The organism is Rhodobacter calidifons (assembly GCF_011174775.1).
GTDB lineage: Bacteria > Pseudomonadota > Alphaproteobacteria > Rhodobacterales > Rhodobacteraceae > Tabrizicola > Tabrizicola calidifons.
In genome coordinates this window covers 231527-248812 of sequence record NZ_JAANHS010000004.1, presented here as the reverse complement: position 1 = coordinate 248812, position 17286 = coordinate 231527, and the positions used below count along the sequence as shown (strand labels likewise).

The following is a 17286-nucleotide window of genomic DNA, read 5'->3' as shown; positions in this document are numbered from 1 at the left end:
CATCTCACGGGCCCCCGATCAATGGACGGAGACGGTCGGTCGAGGAAAACAACGAGCCGTTCCGACCCGCGGTTCCTGCAAGCAGCAGCGGAAAGCTGTTCTTTCGTTCCTTTGCGGTGACGGCGACCCGCGGATCGTCCGGTGAAACGCGCGCATAGGTCGCCTCGAACCTTGCCTGATAGACCCGGGCATGCTCTGGCGTGGCCGAATGGTAGGCCGCCGCTGCCAGCGCCCAGTCTCCGGTTCGTGCGTAATGCTGCGCAAGGAACTCTGCCGCGTAACGGGCGTTCTGAAGCGGATCCAGCATGTCTTCAAGTGAAGCGAAGGCTGACGCATGCCAGCGATAGTTCAGCTGGAAACAGCCGAGGTCGATATTCGTTGCGCCGTCAAGCAGTGCTTGACGGACGCTTGCCGCAGCCTCACCCGGGCTGTCGAACCACTGTCCGTTCCCGCCGAAGTTCACGGCCCAGGGCCAGGGTTGATTGTTGCGTCCGCTTTCCAGCGTCGTGACGGCCAGAAGAACCGCATAGGGCACCCCGGTCCGCTTCGCCGCCTGGTGCGCCGCCTCGCGACAGAGTTCGGCGGGATTGCCCATGGATCGCCCAGGACCGGAGATCAGTACCGGAACGGTCAGCGTCAGGAACAACTTGACAACAGACTGTCGACGGAAAGGCATCATCGTCCTGTTTCGCGCATGGCGGTGCGGGCATCCTGCCCGAGTTGGAAAAGACCCTATCGGGCAATGGTTTATGGTTCGTTAGCAACGTCAGTTGCCCGACGGCTGAGGCACTGAGCGAAGCAAGGTCTCGACGGCAGCGCGCGCGGCCATGCTGGCGTCCACGCTTGTTGCGGCGCGGCCAAGCAATCCGGTCTCGCCAGCCGGCGCACTGGCCGAAGGTGACAGGGCCGGGTCCTTCCAGACGGACGACACGTCCGACTCGGTGGCGGGATCCTTGCCCTGCCAAAGTTCGACCCGGATCGCGTCGTCCGGTCTTCGCGCTGCCCGCAATGCGGATGCTGCCTGTGGAAGGTCATCCAGCTGAAAAAGAGCGGCGGCACGGACCGACTCGCTTTCAGCACCGTTCAATCCTTCCAGAAGCTGAAGTGCGGCGCGTGCGTCACCCCGTCCGAGCTGCGCGCGCGCCGCGGCTAACCTGCGGCTCGCGGTGTCCCTAGTTGACACCGGCCCGATCCAGGCAAGGGCAGCATCAGGAAACCCGAGATCCAGCAGGCGAACAGCGATGTTCAAGGCAAGATCCTGGGGAAGTGCCGGGGGCTGGTTGCCTGTCGGCAGAACCGCGTGGCGCAGAAACGAATCATCGTCCGCGCGCGACGCTGCAACATTCCAAAGATCCGCAAGCACCTTGCCCACTGCTTCCCCAGAGCTGAAAGCCGCGTCCATCTGACCCGACAGGGCCAGGGACAGGACAATGGCGCGGTCGACCTTCGCGCCCAGTTCCGAGGCCCCGATCTCACCCCGAAGCGCGCGCAATGTCTCGGGTATCTCTGCGGCCAGCGGTTTCTGGTCCTGGAAATGCGCCTCGACAAGCGTCACAAGGCTGGTCGCCTGATTTCCGTCCAGAGCCACGGCCTCGGCGGCGTGGCGTCTGGCAGCTTCGATGTCGCCACGGTGCAGGCTGTTCGACGCGTCCAGCAGGGCAATCGTCTTTGCCTCGACCTGCGGTGCCCGAGACATCGCATCGCGGATCATCCTGGCAGCGTCGGCGTCGTCGATCGCAAGGAAGCGGTCGGCAAGTCCGCTTCCGAGATGACTGCGCAAATGCGACGGCAGGGACTGGAACGCGCGCAGGATGGCCGCCCGGTTTACGCCGGGCCCTCGTGGCAGCCGATCCCGGGCAAGAGCGGCCCAGAGGGCCGCCGGTCCATCGCAGTCCAGCATTCCCGCGAAGGGCGTCGCAGGATCGGGTTCGCCGTCGATGATACGACCCATCGACTTGTAGATGGACAACGGCTCGGCTTCAGCCGCATCGCTGACAAGTTCTGTCATCTGAATGGCCTCTGCGCCGAAGCCAAGGTGAAGATGCAGACGGACCGAGCGCAGGACAGCATCCGGGTCGGCAATATCGAACTCGCCATGCAATCCCGATCTTGCCGAAGCCAGGATGTCCAGCGGCGAAAGCGCCTCCCCCCAGGCGGCAATGTCCAGAAGGGGCTCAGGCGTGCAGGCAGGGTCGGATTCTCGTTCATTCTCAAAGGGGTTGGGCAACCTGGTGGCGAGGCCAGGCTGCTCGCCGATGCGGATGCCGGACCACGGCAGATCCTCTGACGCGGCCTGCGTCTTTCCCGATGCCTTGGCCGGCAGCCCCAGATCGACAATTCCCTCCGCCGCGCCGCGCGCCAGCTGCTCGAGAAGTTCATTTCGGAGAGGTTCCAGTGAGACCCCACCCGTCGCAAGCGGCAGTGGCAACGGTGACGGCGTGTGATTGGGGACGGTCGTCGTGGCGCGGGTGTCAAGCCAGGTGTAGTCTTGCACGGGTCCACCAGCCGGCTGCGGTTGATCCGATTCAGCCGCGCCCTTTCTCTGGCCGTCAAACGCGACCTCGAACTCCGATCCTTTCGGGGCCGCTCCGGGCCGGATGTCCAGAACGACGACACCGGGACGAAATTCGAACGGAGTGATGTGGCAGTCGCAGCCCAGGCTCAGGCGAAGTGCGCCGGTGCCCGGATCCTTGAGGATCGCGGAAGCGCGCGCACGCGAGATGCGCCGCCAGACCCCCGCAAGATCGTAGTCCGGCTGCGCTGCATCCTTCGTGGCGAACGCATATCCATCCTCGGTGCGCCCAAGCAGCCAGTCGGACCCGTTCGGAAGCTCGATCACAAGGCGGGTGAAGTCTCCGTGTTCGCCGGAATAGACCCGGGCCGTTTCGCCCGCCGCAGGCGCGGCAAGGCTCAACAGGATCAGCGCCGGGCGAATCATGCGGCCTCCTGCTTCAGGTTCCGCATGGCCTCCTCGAGATCGCTGAAGCCGGGCCGGACATGGTGCGGCGTGTTCTGGCGTCCGACCTCGATGCAGATATTGGCCGGATGCCGGTGCAGGTTCGCAATCAGGACCTCGCGGATCAGTTGATAGAAGTGGATGTCCTCCTCGACCACCGTTTTCACCCGTGCCGCGAATGGACCCATCAGGCCGTAGGCCAGAAAGACGCCGAGGAAGGTCCCGACCAGGGCACCGCCGATCATCTTGCCCAAGACCTCGGGAGGCTGATCGATCGCCCCCATGGTCTTGATCACGCCAAGCACGGCCGCAACGATGCCGAGAGCCGGCAAGCCATCTGCCACGGTCTGCAAGGCATGGCTGGAGTGCATTGCATGGCTCAGCGTGGCTTCCATCCGCTTGTCCAGAACCTCTTCCACCTGATGCGGATCGTCGTAGTTCATCGAGGCCGCCCGCAGCGTGTCGCAGATGAGATCCATCGCCTCATGGTCATGCTGGATGCGCGGGTATTTTCCGATGATGGCCGAGGTCTCCGGGGACTCGATATGCTCCTCCAGCGCGACCGGGTTGGCACGGGCCAGGCGGATCAGCTCGAACAGGAGGCACAGAAGGTCGCGGTAATCCTCCGGCTTCCATTTCGGGCCCTTGAAGACCTTGCCGATGTCCTTCATCGTCTGCTTCACGCCAGACATGTCATTCGAGATCAGGAAGGCCCCGATCGCGGCCCCGCCGATCATGATCATCTCGAATGGCAGGGCCTTGAGGATGATGCCCATCTTGCCGCCGGCCATCACATAGCCGCCAAACACCATGACGAGGATAACGGCGATGCCGACGAAGCCGAGCATGGGAAGGTCCTGTTCGCAGTTTCAGCGGAAAGTATCGGTCCGCCCGGTTAACACTCTCTGAGCGGCAGCTAGTTCTTGGGGACGCTTGCATTGCGCCCGGCCACGATGACGCTTACGCCATAGGCGGCTTCGGCTGACATTCCCGACAGGATGGCGGCCGCGGACTCGGGCGGCATCCGGCCAAGGAAGCCGGCGGCGAATTCGGGGGACATGGTTTCGAACAGTGCGGCCGCATCCTTCGGCTTCATCGCCTGGTATACCGCCGTGAGCTTCTGGATATCCTCCTCGGCCGCGCCATCAGCCAGGGCGAGCGTCGCCTTCAGCTCCTCTTCGACGGATCGAAGCTCTTCAAGGCGCCGGGTGATTGCCGCATCGGCAAGTGCAAGTGCGGCCAGCCGATCCTTGAGTGCGGCCTCCTGTGCGGCAACGCGTTCTTCGCGAAGTGCAAGAGCCTGGGCAAGTGCACTGGGCATGTCGCACCGGGCGGCATCCCCAACCATCGGAGCCATTTCGCCTGAAGGTTCCGACTTTGCGAGGGCGGAACCGATCCCCGATCCAAGGCGCAGGGCGCCAGACGATGCAAACAGCATCGCCACGACGAACAACGCGCCACGTCCCAGACGGCGGCTCATTCTGCGGCCTCAAGCGACGTGCGCGGCGTGCGGCGGCGCACCACGCGCAGGCGGCGCTCTGTCTCCGGCGACGGGTCAGCGCCAGAGGCCGGTTGGGCGGCAGGGTCGCCGTCGGGCAGATCGTGCAGGGAGGCGACCAGAAGTTCCAGCTTGCGGGCGACCGCCTCTCCGCGGGTCGTCAGGGCCTCAAGGCTTTCGGCGGAGCCATTGGCCGCCCCGCGCGCCCTCTCGAGCGCGACCGTCATGTCGTCGACCTCGGCGGACAGGACGGCAATTGCTCCGCCCATCCCGGATTCGAGTGTCGTGAAGCGCTTCAGGCGGTTCGAGAGGACGTAGCAGTAGATGGCAGCCCCGAAGGAGCCGGCCACAAGGAGGATATCCGAGATCAGGTCCATGGGTTCCGGCCTCAGTTCAGAACGAATTCGGTGATCAGAAGGTCGCGCACCCGACCCTCGCCGGAGACGACCTGGATGCGGCGCAGCATCTGCGACCTGAGCCGTGCCATCGCCTGCGGATTTTCGATCGATGCGGTATCGATCGCGCGCAGATAGCTGTTGATCACGTCAAGGATCCGGGGTGACAACTTGGCGACATCCGCCGCTGCTTGGTCCACCACCTCGAGCTGGGCGGTGAAACGCAGGTGATCGCTTCCCGAATCGGGGCCCAGCGAGATGACGATCGTCGGCAGCGGAACGAAGTCGATCCCGGTTAACGGGCCGGGTCCGTGCTTGGCCGGCGGGTGGCCGCTGCTGCCCAGAAGCAGGCCTGAAAACGTGGCGTAAAAGCCGCCACCGCCAAGGACGAGCGCCAGTACGAGGCCGATCAGAAGCGGCTTCTTCGACCGCTTCTTCGGCGGCTCTTCCAGTGTGGCTTCTGCCGTTGCCATGATCTTCACCTCCACTTCGGGATGCGAACGAAGATAGATCAAAGGTCACTAACCGATTGTTAAGGCCAACCGATCAAACGTGAGCCACGGCAGAACGCCGGAGCAGGAGAATCGACTTGCAGAACCTGATCGCCATCTGGACCTCGCTTGACCTGCGCCGCCGGATCATCATCCTGGGCGCGACGCTGGCCATGTTTGCGGCCGTGCTGGCGCTGAGCCGCATGGCGGGTCGGCCCGAGATGGGGCTGCTTTACGCGGGGCTTGAACCTGCGGCCGCCGGCGAGGTTGTGGCGGCTCTCGACCAGCAGGGCGTGGCCTACGAGATCAGGGGCGATTCGATCCTTGTGGATGTCGGTCAACGCGACGGGCTGCGCATGGCCCTCGCCGCAGACGGGCTGCCCGCGGCCGGTGGTGGCGGCTATGAGCTTCTGGACTCGCTGTCCGGCTTCGGCACCACGTCGCAGATGTTCGATGCGGCCTACTGGCGCGCCAAGGAAGGCGAGATCGCCCGCACCCTGCTTGCCATGCCGCAGGTCAGGGCAGCGCGTGTCCATATCGCGAGTGCCCCGACCCGCACCTTCCGTCCGGATGGCAAGCCGACGGCCTCGGTGACACTCACCACCGCTTCCGGACGTCTGGACGAGGGGCAGGCGCGGGCGATCAGGCATCTCGTGGCCAGCGCCGTCGCGGGGATGACTCCGGACGCGGTACAGATCATCGATACTGTCGCCGGTCTCATCGGCGCTGGCGACGTGCAGGGCATCGAAACCGGAAATGCAGACGACCGTGCCGCCGTCATCAAGGGCAATGTGGAACGCCTGCTTTCGGCTCGCGTCGGGCCGGGAAAGGCGATCGTCGAAGTCGCGATCGAGCTCAACTCCGACCGTGAATCGATCACCGAACGCAAGTTCGACCCTCAGGGTCGGGTCGCCATATCCTTGGAAACCGAAGAGCGGAGCGGCACAAGCACCGAGCCGGGCGGGGCGGTGACGGTTGCCTCGAACCTGCCGGAAGGCGATGCGACTGCGGGGGGGCAAGGCAAGAGCCAGAGCTCCGAAACCCGGGAACGGGTGAATTACGAAGTGTCGGAAACCCAGCGCGAGATCCTGCGTAATCCGGGCGCCATCCGCCGGATGACCGTGGCGGTGATGGTGGATGGCGTGGTGACAACGCAGGCCGACGGTACCCGCAGCTGGGCCCCCCGGTCCGAGGAAGAACTGTCCGCCCTGCGCGAACTGGTCGCCTCGGCCGTGGGACTGGACGAGGCGCGAGGGGATGTCCTGACGCTGAAGTCGCTGGAGTTCCAGGAACTTCCGCTTCCCCCCGGAACCGAGGCATCGGCAAGCATCCTTCCTCCATTCGGGCAGATCGACGTGATGACGATGATCCAGACGGCGGTGCTTGCGCTTGTGGCGCTTGTGCTTGGGCTTTTCGTGATCCGCCCGGTGCTTTCCTCGGCAAACCGCCCGGCTCTTCCGGTGTCCGAGCCTCCGCTTGCCCTGCCGCCGGTTTCGACGGCCGAGGGGATGGCGCTGACGGGTGAGGTTGATGACGGGCTGGACTACGGCGCCCTTGCCGGCAGCCGGGGCGAGAGCTTCGGCGATTTCGGCGGCGATGACAGCGCGGAGGATCCCGCAACACGGCTCCGCCGTCTGATCGAGCAACGGCAGACCGAATCGATCGAGATCCTGCGCGGCTGGATGGAACATGACGAGGAGCATGCCTGATGCCCGCCCTGCGACTGGAAGTGTTCGACACCGCTTCGCCCGGCGACGGCACGCTGCAACCGCTGGTCGAGGTGACGGCGGTGGAAGAGGCCAAGGTTGCCGGGTTCGAACAGGGGTACACCGCCGGATGGGACGATGCTGTCGCCGCGCAACAAGGAGACCAGGCACGACTGCGGGCAGATCTGGCACGGAACCTGCAAAGCCTGGCTTTCACGTTCCAGGACGCCCGCAGCCATGTTCTGCAATCCATCCGGCCGCTGATGCTCGAGATGATCAACCGGCTCCTGCCGGAGGTAGCTCGCGCGGCGCTGGCCCCGACGGTGCTGGAAGCGCTGAGCCCGATTGCCGCAGATCTGGCCGATACGCCGCTGACTCTCGTGCTCAATCCGGCGGTTCGTTCCCAGGTCGAGGATCTGGTGGCCGAGGCAACCGGCCTGCCGATGGTGATCGAGGAAGAACCCTCGCTGCCCGAGGGCCAGGTCTACATCCGCTTCGGAACTTCCGAGACCAAGGTTGACCTGTCCCAGGTCACCGCCGAGATCGCAGCCGCGGTCCGCGCCTTCTTCACCCTCAACACCTGAGGAACACCATGGACGACATCGCCGACACGAACCCGTTCAGCCAGGTCCCGATCGAAGTCACGATCTCGGTCGGCCGCGCACGACCTCTTGTGCGCGACCTCCTGCGGCTGTCGAAGGACGCCGTGCTGCAACTCGACCGCCGGGTGGACGATCCGGTCGAGCTCTTTGTGGGCGACCGGCTTATTGCCAGGGGCGAGCTGACCGAGCTGGAAGGCGACCATGCCGGGCAGCTGGCAGTCCGTCTGACCGAGGTTGCCAATCTGCGGGGCGGGCTGTGAGGCTTTCCGCCGGCCTGGTTCCAGCCCTGGCCATCTGTCTTGGCCTGATTGCGGGACCGGCGCTTGCCCAACAGATCTCGATCGACCTTGGCGGAGCCGGGGGGGAGACGCTGTCGCTCCGGTCTGTCCAGCTTCTGCTGCTCATCACGGTCCTGTCGATCCTGCCAGGGCTGGCGGTGATGGTGACCTGTTTTCCCTTCATCGTCACCGTCCTGTCGATCCTGCGCCAGGCCATCGGCCTGCAGCAGGCGCCGCCGAACATGCTGATCATCAGCCTGGCCATGTTCCTGACCTGGTTCGTCATGGATCCGGTCTTTACCGAGGCCTGGGTCAAGGGGATCGAGCCGATGACCAACGGAACGATGGAGATCGGTCCGGGGCTGCAAGCGGCGATTGCTCCGTTCCGCGCCTTCATGGCCCTCAGGGTCGATCCGGAGACATTGCAGACCCTCCAGGACCTACGGGTGGGCGCGCCGGTCGCCGCGCCAGCCGAGGCGCCGCTGTCGCTTCTGGTGCCCGCGTTCCTCCTGTCCGAGATCCAGCGCGCGTTCGAGATCGGCTTCATGATCTACCTGCCCTTCCTGATCATCGATCTGGTTGTGGCGGCAATCCTGATGTCGATGGGCATGATGATGGTGCCGCCTGCGGTCGTCTCGCTGCCGTTCAAGCTGGTCTTCTTCGTGGTGGCAGACGGCTGGGCATTGATTTCGGGGGCCCTGGTCCGAAGTTATTTCTGAAGGGATCCGTGAAACGGTAAGGTTGGAACGCTTCCCGGAAACCATACCGACATCGCAATGTCGCGCCGTTTTCTCCGGCACCCATGGTCTTTGTCTTCTTGCAGTCGGCAGGCACCGGGGCAGTGACCGGCGCCGCGTCACATGCGGGGCATGACAGCCTGCCGGAACAGGGGTCAGTCGAGGATGCGTCCGGCGGCCGTCCACCAGTACGGATGGGCCTCACGGATGTGCGTGGCGGCGGCCGCAGCAGACTCGGGGGTGGCAAAGAGACCGAAATGCGTTCCGCCCGATCCCGACATCCGGGAAAAGAGGCAGCCGGGCGTGCTGTCCAGCGCCGCCTGCACATCGGCCAGCACAGGTGCGACAGTGCGGGCCGGACGCACAAGGTCGTTGCGGCTGTTTGCCGCAAGCCAGTCGGCGAAGGTCGCGGCACTGGCCAGCGCGGTCTCGGGCAGGTCGGGCAGCGGCCCGTTCCCGTGCCGGTCAAGTGCCGCAAACACCTGTGGGGTCGGAACCGGCAGACGCGGGTTGACCAAAAGGCAGCCCATGCTTGGCAAGGGGGGCAGCGGTGCCAGGTGATCGCCTATCCCGGTCATCCGGGCCGGTCGGGAGGCGAGGCAGACCGGCACATCGGCACCCAGCCGCAGCACCTCCGGCAAGTCCGGCAGCGGCCGTCCGGTCAGCCGGACCAGCGCACGCAGGGTCGCCGCCGCATCTGCCGAGCCGCCGCCGACCCCCGAGGCGATGGGAAGCTGCTTGTCCAGCACCAGCGCGGCATCCGTGATCCCCATGCAGCGGGCGGCGCGCAGAACCAGATTGTCGTCGTCGGCCCGAAGTCCCGCCCCCTCGGGCCCGGCCACGACCAGCGAGAGGCCGCGGGCGGGGGAGGCAAATACACGGTCGGCGATATCGGCGAAGACGACCAGACTGTCGAGCAAGTGATAGCCGTCGACCCGCCGTCCGGTCACATGCAGGCAGAGGTTCAGCTTGGCGGGCGCCGCTTCGCTGACCGCCTCAATTGCCATTCTCGGCGGCCTTGACCGGGGCCGGGGCCGTGCCCTCGGCCGCCATCACCGCGTCCAGACCGACCTCGAGCTTGCGTAGGATGCGCGCCTTGTCCTTTTCGGTCGGGTTGAACGACAGGGCGCGGCGCCACTGGAACCGCGCCTCGAGCTTGCGGTTGTTCATCCAGTAGACATCGCCCAGGTGGTCGGTGACGATCGGATCCACGGGTTCAAGCAGCGACGCCCTTTCCATCGGTTCCAGCGCCTCGGCATAGCGGCCCAGCTTGAATAGCGCCCAGGCCAGGCTGTCGATGATGTAGCCCTGCTTGGGATCGCCCGCGACGGCCTTCTCGATCATGCCAAGGGCCTCGTCCAGTTTCTCGCCCCGGTCGACCAGCCCGTAGCCGAGGTAGTTCAGCACCTGCGGCTGGGTCGGGTTCAGCTCCAGCGCGCGGCGGAAGTCGGCCTCGGCGAGCGCCCAGTTCTGCGACTGCTCATGGCAGATGCCGCGGTAGAAGTAGAGCACCCAGTCCTGCTTGCCGGCCGCTGATGCAAGTTCGATGGCCGAGGAATAGGCGGCCACGGCCTCGGCAAACCGTTCCTGTCCGCGCAGCATGTCGCCCAAGGCGAACTGCACGCCGACCAGGTCGCCATGCGCCCGGGCCAGCGTCCGAAGCGCCTCGATCGCCGCGTCGGCCTTGCCCTGCGACCGCAACGCGCCTGCCCGGCCGATTTCCGCGGTGACGAAGGCCGGATCCTCGGGCCGGAACCGTGCATAGGTTTCGGCGGCAAGATCGTATTGACGCAGGTCCGTCAGCACGTCGGCGGTCATCAGAAGCGCATCGCTGTGATCGGGCCGCAGATATCCGGCGACGTGGAGGTGAAGCAGCGTGTAGACCGGATCGGCGCCGCCTTGCAGCGCGGTGGAGATCGAGAAGAACACCTCGGCGATGCCGTCGCGCGCATTTCGGACCGTATCGAAGGGAAGCGGCTCACCGGCCTGAAGGCGGCGGCGGATGGGATCGACCAGCGGATCCGGCCCGGGACCGAAGCTGCGGTCAAGCAGGGCCAGCGCATCCTGGTTGCGTTCCAGCTGACTGAGGATCTGCACATGGGCAAAGACGCCGCGCCGCATCACCACGATCGGGCCGGCGGCCTTGCCGGACAGGATCTCGTCCGCGCCTTCGAAATCGCCGACCGAGGCAAGGGCCAGGGCCTTGTGGTAATAGCCGAACGCCTCGTAACCTTCCCTCTTTGCGACCGTATCGAAGGCCTCGAGCGCCTCGGACATCCTGCCGTCGCCGACTTTCGCCCAGGCGAGGACTAGCTGGTTGGCAAGGTCCCCGACATCGCGGCCCGCGGCGGCCTCTGCCTGGATCGCGGCATAGTCCTCGCGCTGTGCCTCGTCGGCGAGGAGAACCAGATCGGCAAGCTGGCTGCGGTCGATGCCCCGGTCCTTGCCGAGATCGCGCCGGATTGCCGCCAGTTCGATGGTCGGAACAATGTCTCCGCTGCCGATGCCGGCCAGGATGGCCCCGTCAAGAAGCGCCGGATTGCCTGGATCGGAAGCCATCGCCTGGGCATACCAGCCAAAGGCGGCGCGGAAATCGTTCTCGCGTTCGGCGATCCGAGCCGCGAGATAGGCGCCGGAGTTGATGTCGTCCTCGGCTTGAAGAGGTGCGCCCAGAGCCGCCGCAAGCACAAGGGCGCACAAGGTGCGGGTAATCACGGAACGCATGGGCCTCTCCTCGACGGTCGCGCTGAAGGTAGCCCGGCCGCGGCGGCCAGGCAATGTTGCGAGACCCGACCTTGCGATTGGGCGCGCAGGATCCGGACAACCTTTCGTGAAACGCGCCCCGGACGGCGTCACATGTTGGGGTAGTTCGGCCCGCCGCCGCCCATGGGCGTGGTCCAGGTGATGTTCTGCGAGGGGTCCTTGATGTCGCAGGTCTTGCAGTGGACGCAGTTCTGGAAGTTGATCCGGAAGGTGGCGTCGGCGCCCTCGCCCAGCACCTCATAGACCCCTGCCGGGCAGTAGCGCTGGGCAGGTTCGGCATATTTCGGCAGGTTGACGGCGATGGGGATGGACGGGTCCTTCAGGACGAGGTGGGCGGGCTGGTTCTCGTCATGGTTGGTGAAGGAGAAGGCGACGTTCGTGAGCCGGTCGAACGAGAGCTTTCCGTCGGGTTTGGGGTAGTCGATCGGCTTGTGGTCCTTGGCAAGGCCGGTGGCGGCGGCGTCGGTCTTGCCATGGCGCAGCGTGCCGAAGGCTGTGAGGCCGATGGTGTTGAGCCACATGTCGAGGCCGCCGCCCACCAGGCTGGCGGTCAGGCCAAAGCGCGACCACAAGGGTTTGACGTTGCGCACCTTTTTCAGATCTTTCCCGATGGCGCCGGTGCGGACCTCGGTCTCGTAGGCGGTCAATTCGTCCTGCGCGCGGCCCGCGGTGATGGCGGCGTGCGCGGCCTCGGCCGCGGCCTTGCCCGAGAGCATGGCGTTGTGGTTGCCCTTGATGCGGGGGACGTTCACGAGCCCCGCCGAGCAGCCCAGAAGCGCCACGCCGGGGGCGACCATCTTCGGGATCGACTGCCAGCCGCCCTCGGAGATCGCGCGGGCGCCGTAGGCGACGCGTTTGCCGCCCTTGAGCAGGTCCGCCACCATCGGGTGGTGCTTGAAGCGCTGGAACTCCATGTAGGGGTAGAGGTGGGGGTTTTCGTAGTTCAGGTGGACGACGAAGCCGACATAGACCTGATTGTTCTCAAGGTGATAGATGAAGGACCCGCCGCCCGCGTTCTTGCCCAGGGGCCAGCCCATCGTGTGGGTGACGGTGCCCTCGCGGTGCTTCGCGGGGTCGATCTCCCAGATTTCCTTCATGCCGAGGCCGAATTTCTGCGGGCAATGGCCTTTGGACAGGTCGTATTTCTCGATCACCTGCTTGGCGAGGCTGCCGCGGACGCCTTCGGAGAGGAAGACATACTTGCCGCGCAGCTCCATTCCGGGTTCGTAGGAGGGCCCCGGTTGGCGGGTTTCGGGGTCGCGGCCGAATTCGCCGGCGACGACGCCGACGACCTTGTCATCCTCGAACACCAGTTCCGAACAGGCCATACCGGGGAAGATCTCCACGCCCAGCCCCTCGGCCACGCCGGCCATCCAGCGGCAGACGTTCGCCATCGAGACGATGTAATTGCCGTGGTTCGACATCAGCGGCGGCATCGGCCAGTTCGGGATGCGGACCTGACCAGCGGGGCCGAGGAGATAGAAGTTGTCCTCCCTGACCGGAACCTTGATCGGCGCGTCCATGTTGCGCCAGTCGGGCAGCAGGGCATCCAGGCCCGAGGGGTCCAGCACCGCGCCCGACAGGATATGCGCGCCGACCTCGGATCCCTTTTCCAGCACGACGACCGAGCGTTCCGGGTCCAGCTGTTTCAGCCGGATCGCCGCCGACAGGCCCGCAGGCCCCGCGCCGACGATCACCACGTCATAGTCCATCTTCTCGCGCTGAATTGCGGTCATCGCTTGTCCTTCCCCGGGCGGCCCCACCCTGCCCTGAAACGCTGGCTTTTCGCGGCTTCCCTGTTGCCGCAGGCGCGACCCGAGGTCAACCGTGACGCAACATCACGCCAGAGGCACATTGCCGCGCGAAACTTTCTGTCTTCCCGCCGACCGGACACCGCCTGTCCGCGGCATCCCCCCTTGCAATTCAGGGCTTCATCGGGTGAGGTGAAGCCAGCCTGGACCGAAGTCATGGATCGTGCCCCGATCCGTGACTTCTTCTTTTACTGTGGAATGTCGATGGAAAAGATCCCGATGACCCGGCGCGGTTTCGACGCGCTGGATGCGGAACTCAAGCAGCTGAAGACGGTGGATCGTCCGGCCATCATCCGGGACATCGCCGAAGCGCGCGAACATGGCGACCTGTCGGAAAATGCCGAATACCACGCCGCCCGCGAAAAGCAGGGCTTCATCGAGGGCCGGATCAAGGAGCTGGAAGGCATCCTGTCACTGGCCGATGTGATCGACCCGTCAAAGATGTCGGGGCCGATCAAGTTCGGCGCGACGGTCACGCTGGTGGATGAAGAGACGGACGAGGAAAAGACCTACCAGATCGTCGGCGAGGTCGAGGCCGATATCGAGAACGGGCTTCTGAACATGCGCTCGCCGCTGGCGCGGGCGCTGATCGGCAAGGAAGAAGGGGATACGGTCGAGGTCAAGACCCCGGGCGGAACCCGGTCCTACGAAATCCTGTCGATCCGCTATATTTGATCCGGGGATGGCACCGAGGTGAAGCCGGTGATCGAACCGCGCAGAGGTGACAACGGACTTGGCTCTGGCCCGCTGGCGCATCTGAACGACCGCCCGAACCGCGGGCTGGAGATCGGCGGCATCGCGCTGAGCGTCGTCTGGGTCGTCCTGATCCTGGTCTATGTGCTGATCACCCCGCCGGGAAGCGAGTCGCGGGCGCTGGGCGTTCTCATGACCCTCTTGATGGTCGTCCTGCCCATCGCCTTGATCTGGGCGGTGGTCATCACGCTGCGGTCGGTGCGCGAGCTGCGGGCCGAGGCCAAGCGGTTGCAGGCCACGATCGAAGCCATGCGGTCCAGCCAGGTGCAGGCGCAGACCCCGGGCTTGAGGCCGTCGGCAGAGCGGAGAGTCGACGATATCGCCGCCCCGACCAGGCAGGCGGAGACGGCGCCGGCCAGCTTCACCTCGCGCCGGGACGCGGCGCATGTGGTGCCCTCGGCCGACCGCAAGGCGGCGCTGGTGCAGCCCCGGCCCGAGCCCGCGGTCGAGCAGCCGACGCTGGCGCTGGGCACCCCGGCCGAGGATTTCCGCCCGCCACTGTCGGTGGCGCATTTCATCCGGGCGCTGCAATTCCCGGAAACGCCCGAGGACAAGGAGGGCTTTCGCGCCCTGCGGCTGGCGCTGGAGGACCGCACCTCGGCCAAGCTGATCCGGGCGGCGCAGGATGTTCTGACGCTGCTCAGCCAGGACGGCATCTATATGGACGACCTGAAGCCGGACATGTGCCATCCCGAGCTTTGGCGGCGCTTTGCCGCAGGCGAGCGGGGCAGGTCCATCGCCGCGCTTGGGGGCATCCGCGACCGGTCGGCGCTGGCCTTGACGGCCGCTCGGATGAAGTCGGACCCGGTGTTCCGCGACGCCGCGCACCATTTCCTGCGCGCCTTCGACAAGACCGTGGCCGCCTTCGAGCCGAATGCGACGGATGCCGAGCTGGCCGAACTGGCCGATACCCGCACTGCGCGGGCCTTCATGCTGTTCGGGCGGGTGACAGGCACCTTCGACTAGGGTCGGGTGGCAGAACAAACCTGATCCCCTGAGCCACCCTCATGGAAGGTTTTTCCTATTCCTTTGCCATGACCTGCGGGGGGATGAAACTCTGTTCCGTTTCGCCTATCTTGCCCTTCAGACAGGATTCCAAGCCAAACGAGGTTCTCATGGCCGTCCGCATCAACGACATCGCCCCCGACTTCACCGCCGAGTCCACCGCCGGGACGATCCGGTTCCACGAGTGGCTGGGCGACAGCTACGGCATCATCTTCAGCCATCCGCGCGACTTCACCCCGGTCTGCACCACGGAATTCGCCGCCGTGGCGCAATTGGCGGCAGAGTGGAAGAAGCGCAACACCAAGGTGATCGGCGTCTCGGTGGACAGCGTGCAGGACCACGAGAAGTGGAAGCGCGACATCGAGACCTTCGGCGGCGCCCCCGCCGATTTCCCGATCATCGACGACACCAGCCTGACGGTGGCCAAGGCCTATGACATGCTGCCGGCCGACTACTACCTGCCGACCGAGGGGCGGACGCCCGCGAACTCGGCGACCGTGCGGACGGTGTACATCGTGGGGCCGGACAAGAAGATCCGCCTGTCGATGACCTACCCCATGTCGATCGGGCGCAACTTCGCAGAGATCCTGCGGGCGCTCGATGCGGTGCAGAAGACTGACGGCGTGCCGCTGGCGACGCCCGCCAACTGGGTGCCGGGGCAGGATGTGATCGTGGCGCTGGCGCTGACTGACGATCAGGCGAAGGAGCGGTTCGGCGAGTTGGACATCAAGCTGCCCTACCTGCGCTTTGCCAAGGCGCCGGCCTGACCGGGCATCGGAAGGCCCGATCGCCTCTGCCGCGGTCGGGCCTGTCGGCGTACCGGCCAAGGGGCTTCAGGCTCTGGCGGGCGGGGATCCCGGCGCAGAGCGAGCACGACGGGGGCCGGACCATCGGGGCCAACCTGGCTGCTGGCCTGCAAACAATCGAAAAAAACCTGCAAACGCACAGAAGCAAGGCCGAGTGCGGTAAGACCGAGGAGACACGGGGGATCCGTGCCTGAAGCGCCTGGCGTCTCATCGTCCACGGTCGCGCCATCCGCCAAACTGCCGTCTGGAAACGCAGCGAAGCGGGGCCGGTCCAGGTTTTCAAGTCGAGTGGGCACCAGATTGTTTGCAGATGCATCCATTACTGCCTAGCATCACTTCTGCCGACCGGAAGCATCCGACGCCTCTTGCCGGTTTTCCGGGCCAACGGGGAGAGCTAGATGACTTCAGCACACGTGCTGCACGCGCTGGCGGGGATGATCGCTTCGGGCGGGATCGAGGTGGTGGATTGCTCGGGTGTGCTGGGGCCGGAGACGCCGCTTCTGAAACTGCCGCCGGATTTCGCCAGGGACACTCCGCCGATCAGGATCCATCGGATCAGCGAGTACGACAAGGACGGGCCGTTCTGGGCGTGGAACTGGCTGGAGCTGGGGGAGCACTCCGGCACGCATTTCGACGCGCCGCATCACTGGATCACCGGGAAAGACTATCCGGACGGCTATACCGACACGCTGGACGTGCAGCGACTGGTGGCCCCGGTCAACGTGCTGGATTTCAGCGCCGAATGCGCGGCGGACCCGGATTTCCTGCTGACCATCGACCATGTGACGGACTGGGAGGCGAAGCACGGCGCCATCGGCAAGGACGAATGGGTGGTGCTGCGGTCTGACTGGGACAGGCGGGCGCATGACGAGGGCCTGTTCTTGAACGCCGACGAAACCGGGCCGCACACGCCGGGGCCGACCGCCGAGGTGATCCGGTATCTGTTGCAGAAGGGCATCGTCGGCTGGGGCAGCCAGTGCATCGGGACCGATGCGGGCCAGGCCGGCGGGATGGATCCGCCGTACCCGGCGCACAATCTTCTGCACAAGAACAACTGCTTCGGTCTGGCGTCACTGGCCAACCTGGACAAGCTGCCGCCCAAGGGGGCGATCCTGATTGCCGCGCCTCTGAAGATCAGCCGGGGCACCGGCTCGCCGATCCGCGCGCTGGCGCTGGTTCCACGCGGGTAGGATGCGACCGGATCGCGTCATCATCGGCTGCGGGATCAACGCGCTAGTCGCCGGAGCCAAGCCACCCCCGGGTGACCGCAGTCTGTCCCCGCGACGTGAGGCTGTCCGCGACGGCCGCGGCCGGACCGACACGATCACGCTTCCCGGTCGCGGGCATGACGTGGTGGCTCCGGCCGGGGCTTTGCGCATGGCATCGCCGGCTTGGGCGCTCTTGGTCACCGGCGGCCGCAAGCGGGGCGTGACTCGCGGCAGAGGCAATCGCGTTGGCGGGTCAGGCCTCCTTGCGGCGGAAGGT

Annotated in this window: 17 protein-coding genes; 8 read left to right on the top strand and 9 right to left on the bottom strand. The window is 65.7% G+C overall.

Features of this window, described 5'->3' with window-relative positions; all coding sequences use genetic code 11:
- Positions 1-4: 4 nt before the first annotated feature.
- From G8O29_RS07815 to G8O29_RS07790, 6 genes are all read right to left on the bottom strand, one after another.
- A complete protein-coding gene (locus G8O29_RS07815; RefSeq protein ID WP_166402677.1) occupies positions 5-646 on the bottom strand; it encodes a transglycosylase SLT domain-containing protein in 642 nt (213 codons plus the stop codon).
- 120 nt (positions 647-766) lie between these two features.
- Entirely contained in the window at positions 767-2938 is a 2172-nt protein-coding gene (locus G8O29_RS07810) for a hypothetical protein (protein WP_166402676.1), read from the bottom strand.
- Positions 2935-3804 carry a flagellar motor stator protein MotA gene (motA, locus tag G8O29_RS07805; RefSeq protein ID WP_166402675.1) on the bottom strand — a complete coding sequence of 290 codons (870 nt, stop codon included), beginning with the start codon at positions 3802-3804 and terminating at the stop codon, positions 2935-2937. The genes G8O29_RS07810 and motA overlap by 4 nt, the downstream gene beginning before the upstream one ends.
- Before the next feature lie 68 nt (positions 3805-3872).
- Positions 3873-4436 (bottom strand): MotE family protein, encoded by a 564-nt coding sequence (locus G8O29_RS07800; RefSeq protein ID WP_166402674.1) that lies wholly within the window; start codon positions 4434-4436, stop codon positions 3873-3875.
- Entirely contained in the window at positions 4433-4831 is a 399-nt protein-coding gene (locus G8O29_RS07795) for a hypothetical protein (RefSeq protein ID WP_166402673.1), read from the bottom strand. The genes G8O29_RS07800 and G8O29_RS07795 overlap by 4 nt, the downstream gene beginning before the upstream one ends.
- A gap of 11 nt (positions 4832-4842) precedes the next feature.
- Positions 4843-5322, bottom strand: a complete 480-nt coding sequence (locus tag G8O29_RS07790; RefSeq protein ID WP_166402722.1) for a flagellar basal body-associated FliL family protein — start codon at positions 5320-5322, stop codon at positions 4843-4845.
- A 116-nt stretch (positions 5323-5438) separates the two neighbouring features.
- Between G8O29_RS07790 and fliF the strand changes: the two genes are divergently transcribed.
- From fliF to fliP, 4 genes are read left to right on the top strand one after another with little or no spacing between them, the layout of a single operon-like run.
- Positions 5439-7049 carry a flagellar basal-body MS-ring/collar protein FliF gene (fliF, locus tag G8O29_RS07785; RefSeq protein WP_166402672.1) on the top strand — a complete coding sequence of 537 codons (1611 nt, stop codon included), beginning with the start codon at positions 5439-5441 and terminating at the stop codon, positions 7047-7049.
- A complete protein-coding gene (locus G8O29_RS07780; RefSeq protein WP_166402671.1) occupies positions 7049-7630 on the top strand; it encodes a FliH/SctL family protein in 582 nt (193 codons plus the stop codon). Before fliF ends, G8O29_RS07780 begins: the two co-directional genes overlap by 1 nt.
- Before the next feature lie 8 nt (positions 7631-7638).
- Positions 7639-7908, top strand: a complete 270-nt coding sequence (locus G8O29_RS07775) for a FliM/FliN family flagellar motor switch protein (protein ID WP_166402670.1) — start codon at positions 7639-7641, stop codon at positions 7906-7908.
- Positions 7905-8645, top strand: coding sequence for a flagellar type III secretion system pore protein FliP (fliP, locus tag G8O29_RS07770; protein WP_166402669.1), 741 nt, complete (start codon positions 7905-7907; stop codon positions 8643-8645). Before G8O29_RS07775 ends, fliP begins: the two co-directional genes overlap by 4 nt.
- Before the next feature lie 173 nt (positions 8646-8818).
- Here the strand turns inward: fliP and G8O29_RS07765 are convergent, their stop codons facing one another.
- The 3 genes from G8O29_RS07765 to G8O29_RS07755 all read right to left on the bottom strand — a co-directional run bounded on the left by G8O29_RS07765 (position 8819) and on the right by G8O29_RS07755 (position 13162).
- Positions 8819-9670 (bottom strand): 4-(cytidine 5'-diphospho)-2-C-methyl-D-erythritol kinase, encoded by an 852-nt coding sequence (locus G8O29_RS07765; RefSeq protein WP_166402668.1) that lies wholly within the window; start codon positions 9668-9670, stop codon positions 8819-8821.
- Positions 9660-11387, bottom strand: a complete 1728-nt coding sequence (locus G8O29_RS07760; protein WP_166402667.1) for a tetratricopeptide repeat protein — start codon at positions 11385-11387, stop codon at positions 9660-9662. The genes G8O29_RS07765 and G8O29_RS07760 overlap by 11 nt, the downstream gene beginning before the upstream one ends.
- A 128-nt stretch (positions 11388-11515) precedes the next feature.
- Complete coding sequence (locus tag G8O29_RS07755; RefSeq protein WP_166402666.1) at positions 11516-13162, bottom strand: electron transfer flavoprotein-ubiquinone oxidoreductase; 1647 nt, start codon at positions 13160-13162, stop codon at positions 11516-11518.
- Between the two features lie 279 nt (positions 13163-13441).
- Between G8O29_RS07755 and greA the strand changes: the two genes are divergently transcribed.
- From greA to G8O29_RS07735, 4 genes are all read left to right on the top strand, one after another.
- Complete coding sequence (gene greA, locus G8O29_RS07750; protein WP_149077898.1) at positions 13442-13912, top strand: transcription elongation factor GreA; 471 nt, start codon at positions 13442-13444, stop codon at positions 13910-13912.
- Positions 13913-13942: 30 nt separating this feature from the next.
- Positions 13943-14956: a hypothetical protein gene (locus G8O29_RS07745; protein WP_437440802.1), complete on the top strand. Its 1014-nt coding sequence runs from the start codon at positions 13943-13945 to the stop codon at positions 14954-14956.
- A 149-nt stretch (positions 14957-15105) separates the two neighbouring features.
- The gene (locus G8O29_RS07740; protein WP_166402664.1) at positions 15106-15762 is read left to right on the top strand and encodes a peroxiredoxin; all 657 of its coding nucleotides are present in this window, start codon (positions 15106-15108) and stop codon (positions 15760-15762) included.
- Between the two features lie 437 nt (positions 15763-16199).
- Complete coding sequence (locus tag G8O29_RS07735; RefSeq protein WP_166402663.1) at positions 16200-16991, top strand: cyclase family protein; 792 nt, start codon at positions 16200-16202, stop codon at positions 16989-16991.
- Positions 16992-17286 lie beyond the last annotated feature (295 nt).

What these genes read in the sequence shown, in the direction of transcription:
- G8O29_RS07810 (WP_166402676.1), bottom strand. Translation starts at nt 2,938, where the DNA reads ATGATTCGCCCGGCGCTGATCCTGTTGAGCCTTGCCGCGCCTGCGGCG.
- motA (WP_166402675.1), bottom strand. Translation starts at nt 3,804, where the DNA reads ATGCTCGGCTTCGTCGGCATCGCCGTTATCCTCGTCATGGTGTTTGGC.
- G8O29_RS07800 (WP_166402674.1), bottom strand. Translation starts at nt 4,436, where the DNA reads ATGAGCCGCCGTCTGGGACGTGGCGCGTTGTTCGTCGTGGCGATGCTG.
- G8O29_RS07795 (WP_166402673.1), bottom strand. Translation starts at nt 4,831, where the DNA reads ATGGACCTGATCTCGGATATCCTCCTTGTGGCCGGCTCCTTCGGGGCT.
- G8O29_RS07790 (WP_166402722.1), bottom strand. Translation starts at nt 5,322, where the DNA reads ATGGCAACGGCAGAAGCCACACTGGAAGAGCCGCCGAAGAAGCGGTCG.
- G8O29_RS07780 (WP_166402671.1), top strand. Translation starts at nt 7,049, where the DNA reads ATGCCCGCCCTGCGACTGGAAGTGTTCGACACCGCTTCGCCCGGCGAC.
- G8O29_RS07775 (WP_166402670.1), top strand. Translation starts at nt 7,639, where the DNA reads ATGGACGACATCGCCGACACGAACCCGTTCAGCCAGGTCCCGATCGAA.
- G8O29_RS07765 (WP_166402668.1), bottom strand. Translation starts at nt 9,670, where the DNA reads ATGGCAATTGAGGCGGTCAGCGAAGCGGCGCCCGCCAAGCTGAACCTC.
- G8O29_RS07760 (WP_166402667.1), bottom strand. Translation starts at nt 11,387, where the DNA reads ATGCGTTCCGTGATTACCCGCACCTTGTGCGCCCTTGTGCTTGCGGCG.
- G8O29_RS07755 (WP_166402666.1), bottom strand. Translation starts at nt 13,162, where the DNA reads ATGACCGCAATTCAGCGCGAGAAGATGGACTATGACGTGGTGATCGTC.
- greA (WP_149077898.1), top strand. Translation starts at nt 13,442, where the DNA reads ATGGAAAAGATCCCGATGACCCGGCGCGGTTTCGACGCGCTGGATGCG.
- G8O29_RS07740 (WP_166402664.1), top strand. Translation starts at nt 15,106, where the DNA reads ATGGCCGTCCGCATCAACGACATCGCCCCCGACTTCACCGCCGAGTCC.
- G8O29_RS07735 (WP_166402663.1), top strand. Translation starts at nt 16,200, where the DNA reads ATGACTTCAGCACACGTGCTGCACGCGCTGGCGGGGATGATCGCTTCG.